Raw genomic sequence first — 19,109 nt, 5'->3', positions numbered from 1 at the left:
GCTGGCCGCCCCGCGCGACTACTCATCGCCGCCGCCTGGGCCTCCCGCGCCCATACACGGACGCCGCGCCGCTTTCGGGCCTGCACTTACCGCTCCGCCGGCCATCGACTGGACGGTCGACGATGCGAAGGCGTCGGCAGGCGGACCAGGTGGCTCTCCTGCACGTCGGGCCACAGCCGTTCCGCGACAAGCCCCTTCCGAGTGATCCAGAAGGCGGGGTCGCGGCGGTCCGGCCCTCGCAGCGGCTCCCTCCGAATGCGGCCCGGCGCGAATGCCTGGCCGTGGCCGTTCCTGGTGATGGGAACGGCCACTGGCGCGACCTGGCGGGAGGCGATGGCGTCGGGCGACCGGCCGGAGCAGCCGGCGCCGGCCCGGTGCTTCGGCGTGCTGCTGCGGCTGCACGCCGCCCCTCACCGCGTCTGGCCCGCTGTGGCCGGACTCGGGTCATATCCGAGGGGCGGACGCGGCGAGTCGGACGGCGCCGATGGAGATCATCTGCGGAATTCTGCGCAGAGGGCCTGATCACTCGCTTCGCCAACCAGGTCGGCAGCCCACCGCTTCGGCAACGGTGGAACCGCCGACTCGCCCCCAGGGCGAGGACCGCTGGGTGCCCCCACGCACCTGACGAGGTACGGATCAAAACCGATCGGCCACCCCCGAAGTCATCGCGCTCACCAGCCCGTTCGCCCCGCCGCATGGGCGCGACCACCCCCAGCCGGTCGGCCCTTGCCGGGTCGGCTCGCGGCGGCTCCCCCTACGGGCGGCCTGCTCCTTGAGGCCGGGGGCAGGCGGGGCGCCGCCCGGCACGGAACAGGTACACGCAGGCCACCGAAGTGATGGCCAGGGGGGTGATGACCGCTGCGAGGATCGTCCCCCCACGCACCGCGACGCCACCGGTGGCGGCCCCGATGCCGAGCAGGAGGCCGAGCAGCGCGAGCAGGACCGGCACGAGCAGGGCGGCTGCCGTGCCGATCACCTTGTCACGGGTCTGCCACTGAGGGGTCGCCCACAGTGCGACGACAGCCACGATCGCCAGGGCGACGCCCGCCAGGGGTGCGGTGACCGTGGCCAGCCCTGCGAGCGCCAGCAGCACCAAGGGCACGACGGTGTACCAGCGGCGTACGGGGGCGGCGGCGGGACTCTCCCCCAGCGCGCTGGCCGCAATCGAGCGGGGATCTCCCAGACGCGCGAGCACCGCGCGGATCGACTCGTCGGCGGGGTCGGCCTCCTTCGCCAGGGCCACGGTGATGTGTTCGTCGAGATCGGCGATCAGCTCATTGCGGCTCTCCTCGTCGAGTCCGGCCGTCTCGCGCGCCACGGCGGCCAGGTAGTTCTTCACCAGCGGATGCTGTGCGGTCTTCATGGTGGTTCTCCCTCTCGGTCGGCAAAACAGCGGGCCGGGTGGCGACTCGGCGGTCAGGGGGCGATGAAGTGGTCGACGCCGTCACGGAAACGGGGCCACACAGTGGCGAATTCGGCGAGAGCGGCCTGCCCCGTAGCCGTCAACTCGTAGTAACGGCGCGGTGGTCCACTGGGCGACTCCTGCCAACAGGTGTCCACGAGATTCTCGCGGCGCAGCCGCGACAGCAGCGGATAGATGGTGCCCTGGCTGGTAGTCATCACATCCACCGCGCCGAGCGCCTCCAGCAACTCCACCCCGTAGAGCGGGCCGTCCCGCAAGAGCGCGAGCACGCAGTACTCGAGCACGCCTTTGCGCAGCTGGCTCTCCGCTTTGCCCCCGGCATGCTTGACTGCAACGTCAGGTTCCATGCAATGCATGGTACCTGGCATCAGCCGTGACCGCCCACCCCTCGCCGATGAAGTGGTAGGGCACCTGAGGCAGCTCGGGCAGCGCCGAGCCCGGGGCGCTCGACGAACCGGCCCCCACGAAGACCGCGCGCAGGACCCGAACCACAGCCACCGCACTCTTCAGACCGGGAGAGCTCACGGGCCGCAGCCGGTGTTGACCAGGACTTCCCTCGGAATCTCCCGGGCATGCGGGGGCAGCCCACTCCGCCACCGGAATCGGTACGGACCAGTGCCTGTCGTCACGTTCCGGTACTTCTTGGGCAGTCGGGCCGGGGCCGGCTTCGTGGCGCGATGTGGTCGGCGGCGGTGTCGCGGCCCAACGTTGCCCGGCCGCACAAGACCGGCGACGGGCTCCACCGTCGGACACGACAGGGGAAGGGGGCTGCCGCACCGCCACCTCACCGCCGGCCGACTCGGCGACGCCTGTCGGCTGGTCCTGCTGCTCGCGCGGCTCGCGGCCGTCAAGCCCTGCGAGGGGCCGTCCGGCAACTGCCGCTCGTCACCGGGGTCGTGACGTGTGGTTCCCGGATGTACCCGTCAGAACCGTGTGCCCGGCAGTGCCGGAAGCCGGCTCCAGCACGGCCCACTGGACACCGGTAGCCGACAACAGCGGAATCTTCGGACCCGAGCGACTCACACCCGGTCGACGGTGGGACTCCGACTCGGGCCACCAGGTTCTGGGGCGCAGGTTTGAGGGGTGTGTCACGGGTATCGGCTACGGATGAGTATCACGTGCAGTGCGACGCCGACGGGCTGACGCTCTGGTGGGGAAGGGGCAGCATGACGGAGGGCAGGTTGCGTGCCAGGCGCCTTGCGCGGCGGGTGGGCCTGTGGGCGCCGCACCGGCCGCGCATGGTGGGGGCGGCGCTGGGCCTCGGCGCGGCGCTGGTGGTGGCGGGATGCGGGTTGGCGTTCATCATGACGGTGCAGAGCAGGCCGCTGGTCGCGGTGGCGCTGTTCCTGGCGGCGATCGTCGTGGGGTTCACGCCCATGTTCGTGAGAGAGGGCATGTGGTCGCTGGCTCTGGCGCTCTGCCTGATGTTCCTCCTGCTTGTGGCGTCGTTGGGTGTCAGTCAAGCCGTGCTGAACTGGCGCGGTGAAGAGATGTCCGCGACGGTCACCAAGATCGTCCACATTGAGCGTTCGACAGGCACGGGTGAGAGGTACCACTGCACGCTCCGCCTTCCGAACGGCCGCACGAAGTTCTTGACCGACAGGGAGTCCTGCGGCGCGTCCACCCGCGTCGGTGACCGCATCCGCGTATACGTCGACCCCTACAACCGCCTGGACTTCCTGAATGCGACGGCGCCCTGGCCCTGGCTCACGCCACCCGTCGTCGGGACGGCGCTCGGAGTGCTCACGCTGATGGCGGTCGTGACGGCGTCCCGGGCGGCGGGAAGCAGGCAGGACGCCCTCGACCGGTCACTCGGCTCGAAGTCATCCCTTGGGCACACACGCGGTGAAGGAGCCGAGTGAACTCGACGTTCTCGATCAGGCCGGTGAGCCCCCGGGACGTGTTTCCGACCTCGGCAACGCGGACGACGAGCGCGCCCCCGAGCCCGACGACGCGTGTCTCACCAGGCTGGGAAGTCCGGATACGGTGAATTCTACCAATTCCTTCTGAACCATCCTTGGGGGCAATGTGCGCATCCGCACCACCACTGCCGCGCTCGCCGGTCTGGCCACCGTGACCCTGATGGGCTGCGAACCGGGCCCCACTGCCCCGCAACAGCCCGCCACGGCACCGCCTTCCGCCGCCGCCTCGCATACGGCACCAGCGAAACAGGACGACAAGCCTGTCGAGCGAAAGGAGGTACCGAACTTCGTCGGGATGGGCCTCCAGTCCGCTCAGGACAAGGCGCAGGCCGACGGGTTCTACACACTGAGATCCCACGACAGTGCCGGTCGTGGCCGGATGCAGGCGTTCGACCGCAACTGGAAGGTGTGCTCCCAGAACCACGCCCCGGGAGAGACCGTCCCAGTCGATACCAAGCTCGACTTCGGCGCGGTGAAGCTCGCAGAATCCTGCCCTTCCACGGACCAGCGGGAGCCCGGTCCGGCCGGGAAGTCCATGCCCGACTTCATCGGCAAGTCCGTCAAGTCGGCACGAGGGGCCCTCGACTCAAGCACTTCGCTCACCGTCAAGGATGCCGCCCGAGACCGCATGGTCCTGATGGAGAGCAACTGGAAGGTCTGCACCCAGGCGCCGAAGGCCGGAGCCGCCCTCAATGGCCAGCCCGTCGAGTTCACCGCGGTCAAGTTCGAGGAGTCCTGCCCGTAGCCAACCTCCGGAACGGAACGGGTCGGGGCGAGGCAGAACGGAACGGGTCGGGGCGAGGCAGAACGGAACGGGGCGGGGCGGGGCGGCTCCTGAACCCTCCGGGCGGCGCGGTCAGAGCCCCGGGGTTCAGGCACCGCCTGGCAAGGGTGCGGCTCCCCGGACGACCAGAAGGGCGCCGGGTGCCCACAGAATCCAGCTCACCTGTGTATGAGGTCGTGGTCCGTCATCGATCAGCCCGACGATGGTCAGCACGGCTGCCAGGCAGTGTCTTCAAAAGGTCACCGCTGGTGAATCACGGTGTCGTGATGCACCGTCATGAGCTGTCCGATGCCGAGTGGGGGTTCGTCCGGCCGTTGCCGCCCGAGTCGCTGCGGGGGCGCAAGCGGCTGGACGATCGCAGGGTCCTGAACGGGATCGTGTGAAAGTTCCGCACCGGTGTCGCCTGGCGGGACATGCCCGGGCGTCATGGCCCGCGGGCCACACTGCATACACCGGCAGCAGTGGCCGGACGAACTCCCGCTCCACATCGGACAGTTCATGGCGACGTACAACCCGACCTCGATCCACTGCTCGGGATTATTTGAGAGCACCGCCCAGTCCCCCCGGGGGGCATCGCCGATTTTTCCGAAGCGGCGACAGGCCTGCGATCTGCACACTCGGGAACATTCGTGTGGCCTGCATCACATAGCGCTGGCGCGGTGACGCTGTCTCATGTTTCTCTCTAGATGTTCAGATGTCCAACATTTGGAGGTCTTTGATGGAGGGGCTGCGGCAGCCGCGCCGGGCGTCGACTCTGGCCGCGCAAGTCGCTGACCAGCTGCGGGAACAGCTGGCGTCCGGGCGGTGGCCGGTGGGGACGCGGATCCCGGGCGAACAGGAACTGGCCGAAACGCTCCAGGTGAGCCGAAATACCATTCGCGAAGCATTGCGAGCACTTGTCCATCTCGGCCTGCTGGAGGCGCGAGTCGGGGATGGTACCTACGTCCGGGTCACCAGTGAGCTGGAGGCGGTTCTACTGCGCAGGGCGGCGGCCACGGCGCCGGCGGACGTCCTGGAACTGCGGGCGGTTCTGGAGGAGCACGCCGCCGGACTGGCCGCCGAACGACGATCGGAATCGGACACCGCTCGGCTGCGAGAACTCCTCACCGCGGCCCGCGAAAGCAACCGCTCGGGATCGATGGCACAGGTCGCCGTCGCCGACGTCGCCTTTCACCTCGCAGTCGTCCAGGCCAGCGGCAACGAGCTGCTCGTGGAGCTGTACGAATACCTGGGCAGCGCCCTGTCAGCTCTCCTGACGGTGCTGCCATGGGATGACGACGTTGCTGCCGAGCACGATCGCTGGCACAGCGCACTCGTCGAGGCGATCAGCGCGGGCGATGTGGTCGCCGCCCGCCATGCGGCGTCCATGTTGGTGCGCGTGACCGCCCGGCTGACCGCAGGGCAGGGCAGCGCGGTGGAACGGGACCGGTCGGCATGCGGGTGAGCCACTCCCACCACTCCCTGTACCAGGCGGGGCAGACTGCGCCGGGCAGGCGGTCCACGCTGTGGCTGCTGATGGGCGTCCTGCTGGTCGCGGGGAACCTGCGCGCCGCACTGACCGGCGTGGGGCCGTTGCTTCCCAGCATCGAGAAAACGACCGGCCTGTCCGGCACCTGGGCCGGGTTGCTCGGCACTCTTCCGCTGCTGACGTTTGCCGCCACCTCCCCGTTGGTCGGCCGTACCGCGCACCGCTACGGGGCACCGCAGGCTCTGGGCGCCTCGCTGACAGTGCTGGCAGCCGGGCTGTTGGTGCGCTCCCTGCCCGGGGCGGTCTTCCTGTGGGCGGGCACTGTGGTGGTCGCAGCCGCGATCGCCTACGGCAACGTACTACTGCCCTCGGTCGTCAAGAGCACCGTGCCAGAGGACCGGATCGGCCAGGTGACCGGCCTCTATGTCACCGCGATGGGCCTGCTGGCCGCCGTGTCGTCCGGGGTGTCGGTCCCGCTGGCCGACCATCTGCCCGGCGGATGGCGCACCGCCCTGGGCTGCTGGGCCGTGCTGGCCGTGCTGGCCTTCGTGGTGTGGGCGCCGCAGCACCGGCGTACGGACTCTCCGGCACCAGCACGCGCGTCGCGAGAGCGCATCCCCTGGCGTTCCTCCCTCGCATGGCAGGTCAGCGGCTTCATGGGGCTGCAGTCACTCGGCTTCTACACCACGATCGCCTGGCTGCCCAGCATCGTGCACGATCACGGGGTGGGGGAGGCCGCAGCCGGATGGCAGTTGTTCCTCTTCCAGATCATCGGCCTCCTCTCCAGCAGTGCGCTCCCTCTCCTTGCTCGCAGGTGGAAGGACCAGCGGATCCTGGCAGCGTCTGCGTCGGCGATCGGCGCCCTGGGCTTCGCCCTGCTGGCGGTAGCCCCCCAGTGGGCCGTCGTATCCAGCGTGCTCACAGGCTTGGGAGGCGGAGCGTGCCTGGTCCTGGCCCTGACCTTCCAGGGCCAGCGTGCGGCGGACGCATCACAGGCTGCCGCCCTGGCCTCGATGGCCCAGTCCGTCGGATACCTCGTGGCCGCCGCAGGGCCGCTTCTCCTCGGCGCCTTGCACGACCTCACCGACGGATGGACGCTGCCGCTCCTGCTGCTCGTCGCGCTGACTCTCATCCAGGCCGTCGTCGGCTTTGGCGCAGGCCGTGACCTGCGTCTGCAAGCCACCTCGCGAACTCACACACCTACACGCACCGGAGAGTGTCTGTCATGACCATGACTGCCCCCTTCAGCTACCTCGACACACCGACGGCAGCACCACTGTCGATCAGCGAACTCATGCCCGGCGTCTACAACCTGCTGGAATACGCCGCAGTCGCGGCGGGCGAGCAAGTGCTGATCCTGGCCGAGCACGGCACCGATCCGGTGGTCATCCAGGCCATCGCGGCGGCGGCCGCCTACCGCAACGCCGAGGTGCACGTACTGTCCCTGCCGCCGTTCAGCGCCGGCGGGTGGGACGCCGCGACGCCCTCACCGCTGCCGGCCTCCGCACACGCCGCCGCCGACGTAGTGATCTCGCTGACCTGGTGGGGCGAAGTACACACAACCCAGCTTTTCTTCAACGAGATCGCCAAGCAAAAGGCACGGTTCGTCTCACTGCACCAGACGGCGACCGCTGCGGCGCTGGCCACCGGGGCGCGGTTCCCACTTGAGCTGTACTTCGCGCTGGAGGCCAGGGCATACGCCCGGATCACTGCGGCCCAGGAAATACGGGTAACCACCACCCTGGGGACAGACGTGACCTTCCGCGCCTTCACCACCCCCGGTCACCCGAGCACCCCTCTCACCAGCGGCATGTGGCGGCCCTTTCCTTACGGAGGCGCCAACTTCTACCCCGACCAGACCGACGGTGTCGTCGTGATGGAGGAGTCCACGGTCACAGGTGTACCCGCCGAGCGAATCACTCTCCAGCTGGCCGGCAACCGCGTGACCGCCATCGAAGGGAGCGCGGCTGCCGCCGAACTGCGCCGCTACGCACCGAACGGCTACTACATGCGCCACGCTCTCATCGGCCTCAACCCCAAGGTACGGTCCGCAGGCGGCACCCAGTTCGAACGTGAGAAGCACGCTGGAGCTTTCTACTTCGGCCTCGACGGCCTCACCGCACAGGGCACGATCGACCGCAACGGCCCCGGACACGCGCACTGTGACTGCCAGTTCGATGCGCCCACCATCACCCTCGACGGCGAGTGTTTCGTCGACAACGGTCACCTGCTTCTCCTCGATGATCCGGAAATCCACCAACTCGCCCAGAAGTTCGGTCCCGCAGAAGTCCTCCTCAATCCCAATCCGCGGCTCGTCCTGCCGCCGCGCTACAGCCGCTGACCCGGCTGCGGCCAGGTTCCGCCAGTCAAATGCCAGGTCCACATCAGACGTGGGGCGAGGGTGACGGCGGCTTCGTAGGACTGGGTGGTTTTGTCGTAGCGGGTGGCGATGCCACGCCACTGCTTCAAGCGGTTGGAGCACCGTTCCACGATGTTGCGGTGCTTGTAGATCTCGCGGTCGAAGGCCGGCGGGCGGCCTCCGCGGCTGCCGCGCCGGACCCGGTTGCGGGCCGGGTCGGCCCGCTCGGGGATCGTGTGCGGGACGCCGCGGCGGCGGAGCCGGGTGCGGATCGCTTTTGAGCTGCAGCCCCTGTCGCCAAGGACGTGATCGGGCCGGACGCGGGATCGTCCCGGTCCGGTCCGGTCCGGGCACCCGGATCGCTTCCATCACGGCGGTGAACCGGGTGCAGTCGTTGGCGTCACCGCCCGTGACGACGAAGGCGAGCGGTCGGCCCCGCCCGTCGCGGGCCAGGTGGATCTCGCTGGTCAGACCGCCTCTGGACCGGCCGAGGGCCGGGTCTCGGAGCCTCCTTTTCGGGTCCCGGCCGCGTGCTGGTGAGCCCGGACGGCGGTGGAATCGACCGACACCAGCCACATGATGTCGCCCGCCGCGTCCGCCTTCGCCTGAGCGGCCCGCAGCATCCGGTCGAACGTCCCGCCCGCCGCCACCCGCGAAAACGCGTGTGCAGTGTGGCCCACGCGTGCGCATCGTGCGGCGCGAACCCGCCGCCGGCCTACGGCCGCTGCTCGCCGGCAATGCCGACCCGACCGACCGCGAGCGCGCGGCGGCCTGCCGAGAACATCGGCACCCCGGCCGAGGCCGGCCTGCGCTCCCTGATGCGGCCCGCCCGCTACGGCGGTCCGCGGACCGATTTCCGCACCCTGTTGGAGGTCGGCCACGAGGTCGGCGTACGCCTGCGGCTCCGCCGCCTGGGCGACCTCACTGCTCAATGCCGACGCGTGGTTCGTCGGGCTTTTTCCCCGCCCGGGCCCAGGACGACGTCCGGGCGCACAGCCCCGGCGCCCGAGTCGCCGACGTCGTCCGGAGGCGACGGCAGCGATGCGTACGGCAGTAAGCGGGCGGCCGAAGTGGAGCCGGGCCCGACGCCCGGCCCGGGGAGGGCGACACCGCCACCCGGTCCGACGGGGTCTCCGCCTGTGCCGACGCCCCCCACGGTCGTCAGCGCTCGCGCCACCAGCGGGCCCCGGGGCCGAGGACGTCCCGGAGGGTGTTGGTGGCGCAGTGGATCTCCCCCTCGCCGACATGCACACCGATGAGGTCGTCCACGTAGCTCACCCGATAACCGGTGCTGCGGAAGGCCGCGTTGATCGCTTCGGCGAAGACGTCCTTGCCGTCCACGACCGGGCCGTACGGCTTCGGGGCGACATAGCGGCCGTTGTCGAGCACGAGCCCGTTGGCGGTGCCGGGAATCTCGGCGACGCCGTCCCGCATGGCCTCGAGCTGCTTCTGCTTGGCGTCCTTGGCCGGGCCGTCCTCCATGCCGCGGATCTCTGTCTCCAGCATTCCGTAGTCGAGCGACCGGGCCGTGAAGAGGGCCGGGACGCGGATGATCTCGGCACCGGTCAGGCCGGCCTTCGTCCTGAGCACGGCAAGGTTGGCGTCGATCCGTTCGGCGGCCCGCTCGTTGGTGCCGGTGAACTGGGCGTCGGCGAGGAAGGCGTCGACGGTGCGCTGGTCGATGCGCAGGTCGTACGGCCACTCCAGCTCGGGCAGGCCACCGTGCAGGAGTTCGCCGCCATGGCCCTTCTTCTGGACATCGCGCAGGAGGGCGAGACCGGCACGCGGGTCCGCGACCACGGCCCGCCAGCCGAGCCGGCTGCCGGGTACCGGAAGGAACTGCACGAACTCGTCGACGTGACCGATGGTCAGCCAGGAGGTGTCCAGGGAAATCGGGTCCTGCATGCCCTGGGCGCGCAGGAAGGCGAGCATCTCCGGGGCGGGACCGGTCTTCCCCGGGGCCAGGCCGTCCCCGCCGATCACGACGCGGCCGTGCGGATTGCCGGGGCTCGGCGGCACCGTTTCCAGGTTGCCCATCGAGTCGTAACTGCTGTTCTCGTTCACGTCGGGGACGTGGGTGATGTGGACGGCGGCCACGTCGTGTCCGGCCAGCTCGGTGAAGGCGGTGCGGGCGGCGACGCGGCGGTCGTCGTTGGCCGAGGTGATGAGGACCCGCATACCGTGCGGGCGGCCGTCCGGGCCGGGGATCGCGGTGTAGCCCGGCTCGAAGATGTCCTGGGCCCAGGTGTCGCCCTTGGTGTCGAGGGCGCGCGAGGGAGACGTCACCCCGCCATCGGACAGTGCGGCGTCCAGCTCCCTGACGAAGGCCCCGGCATAGGTGTCGTCCTCGTCGGTCGCGGCCCGCAGCACCTCCTGAAGCGGGGCGGTGTTGAGCTGGGTGAGCACCGGGGCCTGACGCAGCCCCAGGTGTGCCGACGCGCTGGCGCCGTCCGCGGTGACGGTGAGCGTGACGCTGGTGCGGCCGTCCCAGTCCGCGGCGTCCCTGATCACGTCGAGGCCCTCGACCCCGAGTTCCACACCCCGCCGCAGCTCCTGCGCGGTCAGCCGGGTCTGCGGCCCCACCGCCTCCCAGCCGAGCGGCGCCGAGCCGCCGGGCCGGTGCACGAAGAGCCGGATCCGATGGGCGTCCTTGGCCGGAATCGTGATCCGTCCGCTCGCGGAGGCGGGGGCACCGGCCCAGGGACGCGTGCGGAACCGGGCGAGGTCGGCCTCGTCGTCCTTCCCGTTGACGATGTCGTCAGCGGCGTCGTTGCAGGCCGCGAGGTCACGGTCGGTCTTGTTCTGGTTCCAGCGGTGGGCGCGGACCAGCTCCGCCCACTCCGCCTCGGCCTTCTCCCGATCGGGCTCCTTCTCCAGTTCGGCCTGTTTCTTGTACAGCGCCTCGTCGTTGGCGGCCTCGCGGTCCGAGGCCTGCTCGACCAGGGTGCGGGCCCGGTCCCGGCACGCGCCCGCGTCGTCGTCGATGTTGGGGAGGAAGAGCAGGTCCGAGCCGGCTTCGGCGGGTTGCTCCGCCTGGAGGCCGGCGAGCGGTGTGCCGACAGCCGTGGCGGGAAGGGCCGGACCGAGGAGGCCGGCGCTCACGGCACCGGTCAGCAGGATGCCGCGGGTGTGGTGTCTCATGGCACGCACGCTCACAGGGCGGTGTGTGATCTCTGTCAGGATCCTGTCGGCGGGAGGTCAGGGTGGCTTCGTCGACATCGGGTGACGGCCTTCGCCGATGGCTGACAGCGGCAGTTGGTTATCAGCGGCCGGGATGATGCGCACGAGTTCTGACGACCTTGTTGACGGCTGCGGCCGGCCGGACACGGCGGCGCCAGTACACCGGCGCCGCCGGACGGGTCGAGAGCTCGCGGGCGCGGTGCCGCGGCAGTACCGCAGCAGTGCTGCGAAGGAGCGTCGCCCTCGTGCGACGCGGCGAGTCCACCATCGAGATCATTCGAGTGCGGCATCGAGGGCTTGTCCCAGTACATCGCCTTCACATCGATTCACCGGCGCATCGGGGGACGTCCGGAGGCGGCCCGCGGCCGACGACTTCGTCGGCAGGCGGTCGCGCGCCAGCCAGCCCGTCGACACGAACGGGCCGCCCCCGGCCGACAGCCCAAGACGGTGTTCGGTTCCAGGTCGAGCGCCCCCACTCCAACGCGTTCAGCCGCCTCCTGCCAGGAGTTGCGCCGAGCGCCCGGCCCGAGCGCCGGTCTTCTCCAGCACGGTGTTGCGCAACGCCTTGGTGTTCCGGGGGTTGCGCCATGGCCCGGTCCCGCCTCGGCGATCGAAGCGGGAAACCACCGAGCGGGTGAGCTCGGATTCGGCCCGCAGCGGCCGCGGTAACGATCGGACGTGCGCACCGCTCGCCGGGTCGGAACCGGCCTCGTCACCCGCGCCGCGGACGGCCCGGACCACTTCGGCGAGCAGAACGCCGGACCGTCGGCCCCTCCGGCCTCGCGCAGGTCATGTGGGCCACGTCGGCCCGCGACCACCCTCTCCACGGCACCGTCCTCGTCCCCGACGCCTCCGTCCCGGCCCCGGCCCCGGCCCCGGGTCCCGATCCGGCCGGCATCACCCACGAAACCGCCCTCGACGCCATCACGCCCATGGTCCCGGAAACTCGCGGCCGCTGCTCCCAGCCGGCCGACGGGCCGCGTAGCCCCCACTCACCGAACCCGACCAGACCGCCCATCCGGACGCCTTCGAGATCGATCCCGCTGAGATCCCCGCCATGGCAGCCATCCCGCCCGTGCCACCCCGCCGCCGGCCCTGATGAGAGCTGCCGGTGCCGGGTCGGAGGGACTCGGTGCCGTGACGGCTCCGCCGTCCTGGCCCGGTCCACGGCCGCCTGTCCCCTCACCGAGTCGCGGGCGCGCCAGAGCGACGGGACGAGAAACACACCGAAAGGACAGAGCATGCACGTCGACCTGGCGGCGAAAAAGGCCGTGGTGACCGGTTCCTCCAGCGGCATCGGTCTCGCGATCGCCACCGAGTTGGCACGCGCCGGTGCATCGGTGGTGCTGACCGGCCGCAACGCCGAACGTCTCAAAACCGCAGCCGGCCATCTGGCCGAACGCCTCCCCGACGCCGACCTCACCACAGTCACCGCGGACCTGGCCACGGAGGAAGGCGCCGCCACCCTGCGGGACGACGTTCCCGACACCGACATCCTCGTCAACAACCTCGGCATCTTCGGCACACGGGCGCCCCTGGAGATCACCGACGACGAGTGGCGGACGTACTTCGAAACAAACGTGCTCAGCGCCATCCGTCTGATCCGTGCCTACCTGCCCGGCATGAAGAACCGCGGCTGGGGCCGCGTACTGAACATCTCCAGCGAATCCGGGATCGCCATCCCGGCGGAAATGATCCACTACGGCACATCCAAGACGTCGCTGCTCGCCGTCTCCCGCGGCTTCGCCAAAGAAGCAGCCGGGACTGGAGTCACCGTCAACTCCGTCGTCGTCGGCCCCACCCATACCGGTGGCGTCGAAGACTTCGTCTATGAACTGGTCGACCGCGCCCTGCCGTGGGAGAAGGCCCAACGCGAATTCATGCGCCTGCATCGACCGAATTCGCTCATCCAACGGCTGATCGAACCCGAGGAGGTCGCCCACATGGTGGTCTACCTCAGCTCGCCGCAAGCCTCCGCCACCACAGGTGCGGCGGCCCGCGTCGACGGCGGCTGCGTCGACTCCATCATTCCCTGACCCCCGTCTCCTCCCCTCCCCGGCCGGCCCTGGCCCGAGCCGGCCTGAAACCGCCCCCTGGGCACCAGCAGGCTTCTCGGCGCCGGGCCGCCCACCGGCCCGCGGCTTCGTTCATGTGTTGTGTGTCCGGCCCCGGCCTCGGTACTGCGGCCGGGGCCGGGGCCGGAACACGCACGACGACCGAGACGCCTCAGTCGTTCGCCACGGACAGCACGAGTTTGCCGCGCGTGTGCCCTCGGGCGTTCAGGCGCCAGGCCTCCGCCGCCTCGGCGAGCGGGAGCACCCGTTCGACGTGCACGGCCAACTTCCCCGTGTCGGCCAGGTCGGCGAGCGCCGCGAGGTCGGCCGAGTCCGGGCGGACCCATACGTAGTGGCCGCCCCGCGCGGCCGCCTCGGGGGCGACGATGGACGCGAGCCGGTCCGGTCGTCCGAGCAGGCGCAGTGACGTGTCCACGGCGTCCGCGCCGACGAAGTCGAGGGCCTCGTCGATGCCTTCGGGTGCCAGCCGGGCGACACGGCCGTCGAGTCCGGGGCCGTAGGCCACGGGTTCCGCGCCCAGCTGACGTACGAAGTCGTGGTTGCGAGCGGCCGCTGTGCCGATCACACGTGCGCCGAGCGCCACGGCGATCTGAACGCCGAACGAGCCGACTCCGCCCGCGGCCGCGTGCACCAGGACGGTTTCACCGGCGCGGACGCCCACGCGTTTGACGGCCTGGTAGGCCGTGAGGCCGGCGAGCGGCACGCCCGCCGCCTGCTCCCAGGAGAGCGCGGCGGGCTTGCGGGCCACCATGCGGACATGCGCGGAGACGAGTTCGGCGTAGGCGCCGAACTGCACGGTGTCCTTGCGGATGTAGCCGAAGACCTCGTCGCCGGGCGCGAACTCCTCGACGTCGAAGCCGACCCGCTCGACCACCCCGGCCACGTCCCAGCCGGGGACCAGGGGGAAGCGCGTCTCCATGACCGCGTCGAGGCGGCCTTCGGCGAGCTTCCAGTCGACCGGGTTGACCCCTGCGGCCCGCACCCGGATCAGCACCTCGCCGGGGGCCACCTTCGGGTCCGGGAGGTCGGTCAGCCGCAGCGCCTCGGGTCCGCCGTATCCCTTGAGGACGATCGCTTTCACGCGGCGATCACCGCCGGCGTCCGCGCGGTTTCGACGATGCGCACCAGCGGTTCCAGCCGGGGGTCCTCGGCGGCTTCCTCCAGTGCCGCGCGCAGGGCCGCCTCGTTCGTCGGGCGGGCTTCGTCGAACAGCTTGAGACCGGCCTCGGTCACGTCGGTGTAGATCCCGCGCCGGTCGGTGGGGCACAGGTAGCGCTCCAGGAGTCCGCGGTCCTCGAGGCGGGTGACCAGGCGGGTGGTGGCGCTCTGGCTGAGCACGACCGAGTCGGCGACCTGCTTCATCTGCAGGTGTCCGCCCTCCCCGTCGTGCTGGCGGCCGAGGACGTCGAGCAGCGAGTACTCGCGCACGCTCAGGCCATGACCGGCCTGCAGGGCGCGTTCCAGGTGGGACTCGATCTTTCCGTGCAGCAGAGAAAGCGCGCACCAGCCCTGGGCCAGGGCGGTGAGCGCGGGAGCGGTGGCAGTCAACGGGAACTCCTTCTTCGGGCCGTCCCCTCAATAGTTGCATACGACGGTATACGCTCGACCCGCCTCCATGCACACTTGCCATATCCCGCGTACGCAATTATTGTCGTTCGACGTAAGCGCTCCACGCAAGCATTTGGAAGGTAGCTCCCCATGCCTCTCGCGCTCCTGGCTCTCGCCATCGGGGCCTTCGGGATCGGCACCACCGAATTCGTGATCATGGGCGTGCTGCCCCAGGTCGCGGGCGACTTCGGCGTGACCATCCCGGCCGCCGGCTGGCTGGTCTCCGGCTACGCCCTGGGCGTCGTGTTCGGCGCGCCGCTCCTGACCGTTCTCGGCACCAAGGTGTCCCGCAAGAAGATGCTGATGTTCCTGATGGCGCTGTTCGTCATCGGCAACGCGCTGTCCGCCTTCGCACCGAGCTTCGGCGTCATGCTCATCGGCCGGGTCGTAGCCTCCCTGGCGCACGGCGCGTTCTTCGGCATCGGCTCCGTGGTCGCGGCCGGCCTGGTCGCTCCGGAGAAGAAGGCGTCGGCCATATCCCTGATGTTCATGGGCCTGACCGTGGCCAACATCGTCGGCGTCCCCGGCGGTACGTACATCGGCCAGGCCGCCGGCTGGCGCGTCACGTTCGTCATCGTCGCCGCGCTCGGCGTCCTCGGGTTCCTCGGCGTCGCCAAGCTGGTGCCCGAGACGGGCCGGCCCGAGTCGGTGACCGTGCGCACCGAGTTCGCCGCATTCCGCAATGTGCAGGTGTGGCTGGCCATGGCCATGACCGTCCTCGGCTACGGCGGCGTCTTCGCCGCGATCACCTACATCACCCCGATGATGACCGAGGTGGCCGGCTACACCGAGGGCGCCGTGACCTGGCTGCTCGTCCTCTTCGGTATCGGCATGTTCCTGGGCAACCTCCTCGGCGGCAGGTTCGCCGACCGCAGGCTCATGCCGATGCTCCTCACCACCCTCGCGGCCCTCACCGCCGCGCTGCTGCTGTTCACCGCGACCGCCCACAACAAGGTGCTGGCCGCGCTCACCCTCTCCCTGATCGGCGCCCTCGGCTTCGCGACCGTCCCGCCGCTGCAGAAGTGGGTGCTCGACCAGGCCTCGGCCGCTCCGACCCTGGCCTCTGCCGCCAACATCGGCGCCTTCAACCTCGGCAACGCCCTCGCGGCCTGGCTCGGCGGTGTCACGATCGCCGCGGGCCTCGGCTACACCTCCCCCAACTGGGTCGGCGCCATCCTCTCCGGCACAGCCCTGCTGCTCGCCCTTCTCGCCGCCCGCCTGCACCGCCGTACCCGCACCGCCGACCGCGTCGTCGCAGGGTCCGAGGCGCGCCTGAGCACACCGGAGACCGTCCTGCACTGACCCGGGCGCGGCACCGCTGCCCGCCCCCGCCACGCCCCTTCCACCCCCGATCCACCACCGCGAAGGAATCCGCCATGAGCACCACCACCTCCGTCGCCCCGCTGACCACGCAGGACGCCGAGATCCTCGTCACCGCCGCGCGGCGCGCCGCCGACACCGCGGGAGTCACCGTGAGCGTCACCGTCCTGGACGCGGGCGGGCATCTGCTGGCCTTCCGCCGCGACGACCGGGCGGTGCTGATCTCCGGCGAGACCAGCACCCGCAAGGCCTACACCGCCCTGCAGCTCAACGCGCCGACCGCCGACCTGGTCGGCCTCGTCAAGCCCGACGGGCCGTTCCACACCCTGCCCACCGCGCTCGACAAGCCACTGCTGTTCATCGCCGGCGGCGTCCCCGTCCACCGCGACGGCCGCCTCATCGGCGCCATCGGCGTCGGCGGCGGCGCCCCCGAGCAGGACCACGGCTTCGCCACCGCGGCCGTCGAGGAGCTGTCCTGATGTCCCGCACCGCCCAGGAGGTCTTCGCCGACCACGGGAAGCGGCTCGGCGCCGGGGACCTCGTCCTGATCGCCGACAACTACACCGAGGACGCCGTCTTCGTCACCTCCGAGGGAGTCCTGACGGGACGTCAGGGCGTGCGGGAGGGAATCGGCCGCCTGCTGTCCGATCTCCCCTACGCCGACTGGCAGTTGACCCCGCAGTTCGCCGGGAACGTGCTGTTCCTCCGTTGGACCGCCACCACAGCCACCCACGAGGTCACCGACGGCGTCGACACGTTCGTCTTCCGCGACGGCCTCATCAGCGCCCAGACCGTCCACTACACACTCACCCCCCGCACAACCCGTACCGCCTGAAAGGCCACACGCACCATGGCACTGTCCGCCATCCCCACCATCACCCTCAACAACGGCGTCGAGATCCCTCAGCTCGGCTTCGGCGTCTTCCAGGTCCCCGACGAGCAGACCACCGCCGCGGTGAGCTCCGCCCTGGAAGCCGGCTACCGCAGCATCGACACCGCCGCGATCTACGGCAACGAGACCGGCGTCGGCCGCGCCCTCGCCGACTCCGGCATCCCCCGCGAGGAACTGTTCGTCACCACGAAGCTGTGGAACGCCGACCAGGGCTACGACGCCACCCTGCGCGCCTTCGACGCCAGCCTCGCCAAGCTCGGCCTGGACCACATCGACCTCTACCTGATCCACTGGCCCACCCCCGCCCGCGATCTCTACCGCGAGTCCTGGAAGGCCATCGAGAAGCTCGTCGCCGAAGGGCGGATCCGCGCCGCCGGCGTCTCCAACTTCCAGCCCGCGCACCTCGAGCGGCTCATCGCCGACTCCGAGCTGGTCCCGGCGGTCAACCAGATCGAACTGCACCCCGGCCTGCAGCAGAGCGAACTGCGCGCCTTCCACGCCCGGCACGGCATCGCCACCGAAGCGTGGAGCCCGCTGGCGCAGGGCGCCGTCCTCAAGGACGAGGCGATCACCACGATCGCCGCCCGCCACGGCAAGTCCCCCGCCCAGGTCGTCCTGCGCTGGCACCTCCAGCTCGGCAACATCGTCATCCCCAAGTCGGTGACCCCCGCCCGCATCCGCGAGAACCTCGACGTCTTCGGCTTCGCCCTCACCGACGACGAGATGGCCGCCATCGCCACCCTCGACCGCGACCTGCGCACCGGCCCCCACCCGGACGAGCTCAACTGACCCTTCCGACCGGCCCGGCGGGACGGCGCTCCGCGCGGTCCCGCCGGGTTGCTCCAGCTCGCGCGGGCGTGGATGGCAGGTCCCGCCCGCGCGAGCCCGTACTCGAACTCGCACTCCGTACCACCGCGCCGCCCCGTGTCGTCGCCGCGCGTCGTCGCCGCTCTCCCGAAAGTTGTGTCCGTCATGTCTGTCGCCCCCACTGCCCTGGACCGGCTTGTGAACGCCGCGAGCCTGCCGACTCTGGGGCTCGAGCTCCCCCTCGACAACGACTGGGGCGCGACCCGGCTGCGCGCCGACCGGGCCGCGGGCCGCCCCTTCGGTGTCCCGGACCTGACCCGCCATGCCGAACTCGCTCGTCTGGCGGACGAGCTGGGCTTCGCCGGGCTCTGGGTGCGGGACGTCCCGCTCTACGATCCCGAGCGGTTCGGCGACGCCGGTTCCGTCTTCGAGACGTTCACGCACCTCGGGCACCTCTCGGCCGTGACCGAGCGGGCCGTGCTCGGGACCGCGGCCGTCGTCCTGCCGCTGCGGCAGCCGTTGCTGGTCGCCAAGGCCGCGGCCACCGTCGACGTGCTCTCCGGCGGCCGGTTCGTCCTCGGCCTCGCGAGCGGGGACCGGCCCGTCGAGTACCCGCTGTTCGGGGTGGACTTCCAAAGCCGCGGCGCCGCATTCCGCAGAGGTGTGGAAATCCTGCGTGCCGCATGGGCCCGGCACATCGACGGTGCGGGCATGGAGCTGCCCGGGCTCGGCCTCGACGCCGACCGTCATCTGGACGTCCTGCCCAAGCCGACGGGCCCGTCCGTGCCTCTCGCCATCGCCGGGCACGCCCAGCAGTCGGCCGAGTGGATCTCGCGGAACGCGGACGCGTCCCTCGATTACCCGCGTCCGCTGGGGGCCTTGCGCCTCAAGACACGGGAATGGCAGGAGCTGACCGCCGGCACGCCCAAGCCGTACCTCACCCCCATGCAGCTGGACCTCACCCGGGACCCGTCCACGGCGGCGACCCCGATCCGGCTCGGGCTGCGCACCGGCCACCAGGCTCTGATCGACCGTCTGCGGGCGATGGGCGAGCTGGGCGTCGCCCACGTCTCCTTCAATCTGCGTCCCGGCGACCGCCCCGTGGAAGAGGTCCTCCACGAGCTCGCCGAGACGGTCCTGCCGCACTTCCCCTCCCCCGGCACGGCGGCCGGGGCCGACGCGACCGGCGTGGTCGCCTCCTGAGCCGGGCGGACAGCGCCCGCCGAACACGGGACGGCCGAACTCCTGGCTGTGCGTCCTGGTCCAAGGCC

General features: G+C 70.6%; 17 protein-coding genes and 1 pseudogene. 12 read left to right on the top strand and 6 right to left on the bottom strand.

What is annotated here, in order from left to right:
• Nucleotides 1–754: 754 nt before the first annotated feature.
• Together WA762_RS26570 and WA762_RS26565 are read right to left on the bottom strand one after the other, a co-directional pair.
• A complete protein-coding gene (locus tag WA762_RS26570; RefSeq protein ID WP_335938952.1) occupies nucleotides 755–1,363 on the bottom strand; it encodes an HAAS signaling domain-containing protein in 609 nt (202 codons plus the stop codon).
• Between the two features lie 53 nt (nucleotides 1,364–1,416).
• Nucleotides 1,417–1,770 carry a PadR family transcriptional regulator gene (locus tag WA762_RS26565; RefSeq protein WP_335938951.1) on the bottom strand — a complete coding sequence of 118 codons (354 nt, stop codon included), beginning with the start codon at nucleotides 1,768–1,770 and terminating at the stop codon, nucleotides 1,417–1,419.
• A 771-nt stretch (nucleotides 1,771–2,541) separates the two neighbouring features.
• Here WA762_RS26565 and WA762_RS26560 point away from each other — a divergent pair.
• The 6 genes from WA762_RS26560 (at nucleotide 2,542) to WA762_RS26535 (ending at nucleotide 7,938) form a co-directional block, all read left to right on the top strand.
• The gene (locus WA762_RS26560; protein ID WP_335938949.1) at nucleotides 2,542–3,285 is read left to right on the top strand and encodes a DUF3592 domain-containing protein; all 744 of its coding nucleotides are present in this window, start codon (nucleotides 2,542–2,544) and stop codon (nucleotides 3,283–3,285) included.
• 166 nt (nucleotides 3,286–3,451) lie between these two features.
• Entirely contained in the window at nucleotides 3,452–4,090 is a 639-nt protein-coding gene (locus WA762_RS26555) for a PASTA domain-containing protein (protein WP_335938947.1), read from the top strand.
• A gap of 287 nt (nucleotides 4,091–4,377) precedes the next feature.
• Nucleotides 4,378–4,512 carry a hypothetical protein gene (locus tag WA762_RS26550; protein ID WP_335938945.1) on the top strand — a complete coding sequence of 45 codons (135 nt, stop codon included), beginning with the start codon at nucleotides 4,378–4,380 and terminating at the stop codon, nucleotides 4,510–4,512.
• 335 nt (nucleotides 4,513–4,847) lie between these two features.
• Nucleotides 4,848–5,573, top strand: coding sequence for a FadR/GntR family transcriptional regulator (locus tag WA762_RS26545; protein WP_335938944.1), 726 nt, complete (start codon nucleotides 4,848–4,850; stop codon nucleotides 5,571–5,573).
• 71 nt (nucleotides 5,574–5,644) lie between these two features.
• Entirely contained in the window at nucleotides 5,645–6,826 is a 1,182-nt protein-coding gene (locus WA762_RS26540) for a CynX/NimT family MFS transporter (protein ID WP_335938942.1), read from the top strand.
• Complete coding sequence (locus WA762_RS26535; protein WP_335938941.1) at nucleotides 6,823–7,938, top strand: 2,5-dihydroxypyridine 5,6-dioxygenase NicX family protein; 1,116 nt, start codon at nucleotides 6,823–6,825, stop codon at nucleotides 7,936–7,938. Before WA762_RS26540 ends, WA762_RS26535 begins: the two co-directional genes overlap by 4 nt.
• Here WA762_RS26535 and WA762_RS26530 read toward each other — a convergent pair.
• Nucleotides 7,926–8,635 (bottom strand): annotated as a pseudogene (locus tag WA762_RS26530) (IS5 family transposase); the annotation flags it as partial. The gene WA762_RS26535 and the pseudogene WA762_RS26530 overlap by 13 nt on opposite strands.
• A 482-nt stretch (nucleotides 8,636–9,117) precedes the next feature.
• The gene (locus WA762_RS26525; RefSeq protein WP_335938940.1) at nucleotides 9,118–11,097 is read right to left on the bottom strand and encodes a protein-arginine deiminase family protein; all 1,980 of its coding nucleotides are present in this window, start codon (nucleotides 11,095–11,097) and stop codon (nucleotides 9,118–9,120) included.
• Nucleotides 11,098–12,377: 1,280 nt separating this feature from the next.
• Here WA762_RS26525 and WA762_RS26520 point away from each other — a divergent pair.
• Nucleotides 12,378–13,172 (top strand): SDR family NAD(P)-dependent oxidoreductase, encoded by a 795-nt coding sequence (locus WA762_RS26520; protein ID WP_335938939.1) that lies wholly within the window; start codon nucleotides 12,378–12,380, stop codon nucleotides 13,170–13,172.
• A 190-nt stretch (nucleotides 13,173–13,362) separates the two neighbouring features.
• Here the strand turns inward: WA762_RS26520 and WA762_RS26515 are convergent, their stop codons facing one another.
• Nucleotides 13,363–14,292, bottom strand: a complete 930-nt coding sequence (locus WA762_RS26515; protein WP_335938938.1) for an NADP-dependent oxidoreductase — start codon at nucleotides 14,290–14,292, stop codon at nucleotides 13,363–13,365.
• Nucleotides 14,289–14,759: a MarR family winged helix-turn-helix transcriptional regulator gene (locus WA762_RS26510; RefSeq protein WP_335938937.1), complete on the bottom strand. Its 471-nt coding sequence runs from the start codon at nucleotides 14,757–14,759 to the stop codon at nucleotides 14,289–14,291. Before WA762_RS26510 ends, WA762_RS26515 begins: the two co-directional genes overlap by 4 nt.
• A 150-nt stretch (nucleotides 14,760–14,909) precedes the next feature.
• On the opposite strand from WA762_RS26510, the gene WA762_RS26505 reads away from it, so the two are divergent.
• The 5 genes from WA762_RS26505 to WA762_RS26485 all read left to right on the top strand — a co-directional run bounded on the left by WA762_RS26505 (nucleotide 14,910) and on the right by WA762_RS26485 (nucleotide 19,041).
• Nucleotides 14,910–16,121 (top strand): MFS transporter, encoded by a 1,212-nt coding sequence (locus tag WA762_RS26505; protein ID WP_335938936.1) that lies wholly within the window; start codon nucleotides 14,910–14,912, stop codon nucleotides 16,119–16,121.
• 74 nt (nucleotides 16,122–16,195) lie between these two features.
• The gene (locus WA762_RS26500) at nucleotides 16,196–16,618 is read left to right on the top strand and encodes a GlcG/HbpS family heme-binding protein (protein ID WP_335938935.1); all 423 of its coding nucleotides are present in this window, start codon (nucleotides 16,196–16,198) and stop codon (nucleotides 16,616–16,618) included.
• Nucleotides 16,618–16,974: a nuclear transport factor 2 family protein gene (locus WA762_RS26495; protein ID WP_335938933.1), complete on the top strand. Its 357-nt coding sequence runs from the start codon at nucleotides 16,618–16,620 to the stop codon at nucleotides 16,972–16,974. Before WA762_RS26500 ends, WA762_RS26495 begins: the two co-directional genes overlap by 1 nt.
• Before the next feature lie 15 nt (nucleotides 16,975–16,989).
• Complete coding sequence (locus tag WA762_RS26490) at nucleotides 16,990–17,820, top strand: aldo/keto reductase (protein ID WP_335938931.1); 831 nt, start codon at nucleotides 16,990–16,992, stop codon at nucleotides 17,818–17,820.
• A 183-nt stretch (nucleotides 17,821–18,003) separates the two neighbouring features.
• Nucleotides 18,004–19,041, top strand: a complete 1,038-nt coding sequence (locus tag WA762_RS26485; RefSeq protein WP_335938929.1) for a TIGR03571 family LLM class oxidoreductase — start codon at nucleotides 18,004–18,006, stop codon at nucleotides 19,039–19,041.
• Nucleotides 19,042–19,109: the final 68 nt, after the last annotated feature.

It is taken from the genome of Streptomyces tyrfis (genome assembly GCF_037034285.1).
Lineage (GTDB): Bacteria > Actinomycetota > Actinomycetes > Streptomycetales > Streptomycetaceae > Streptomyces.
Note: the sequence above shows the minus strand (reverse complement) of the source record. Positions and strands in the feature narration are given on the sequence as shown.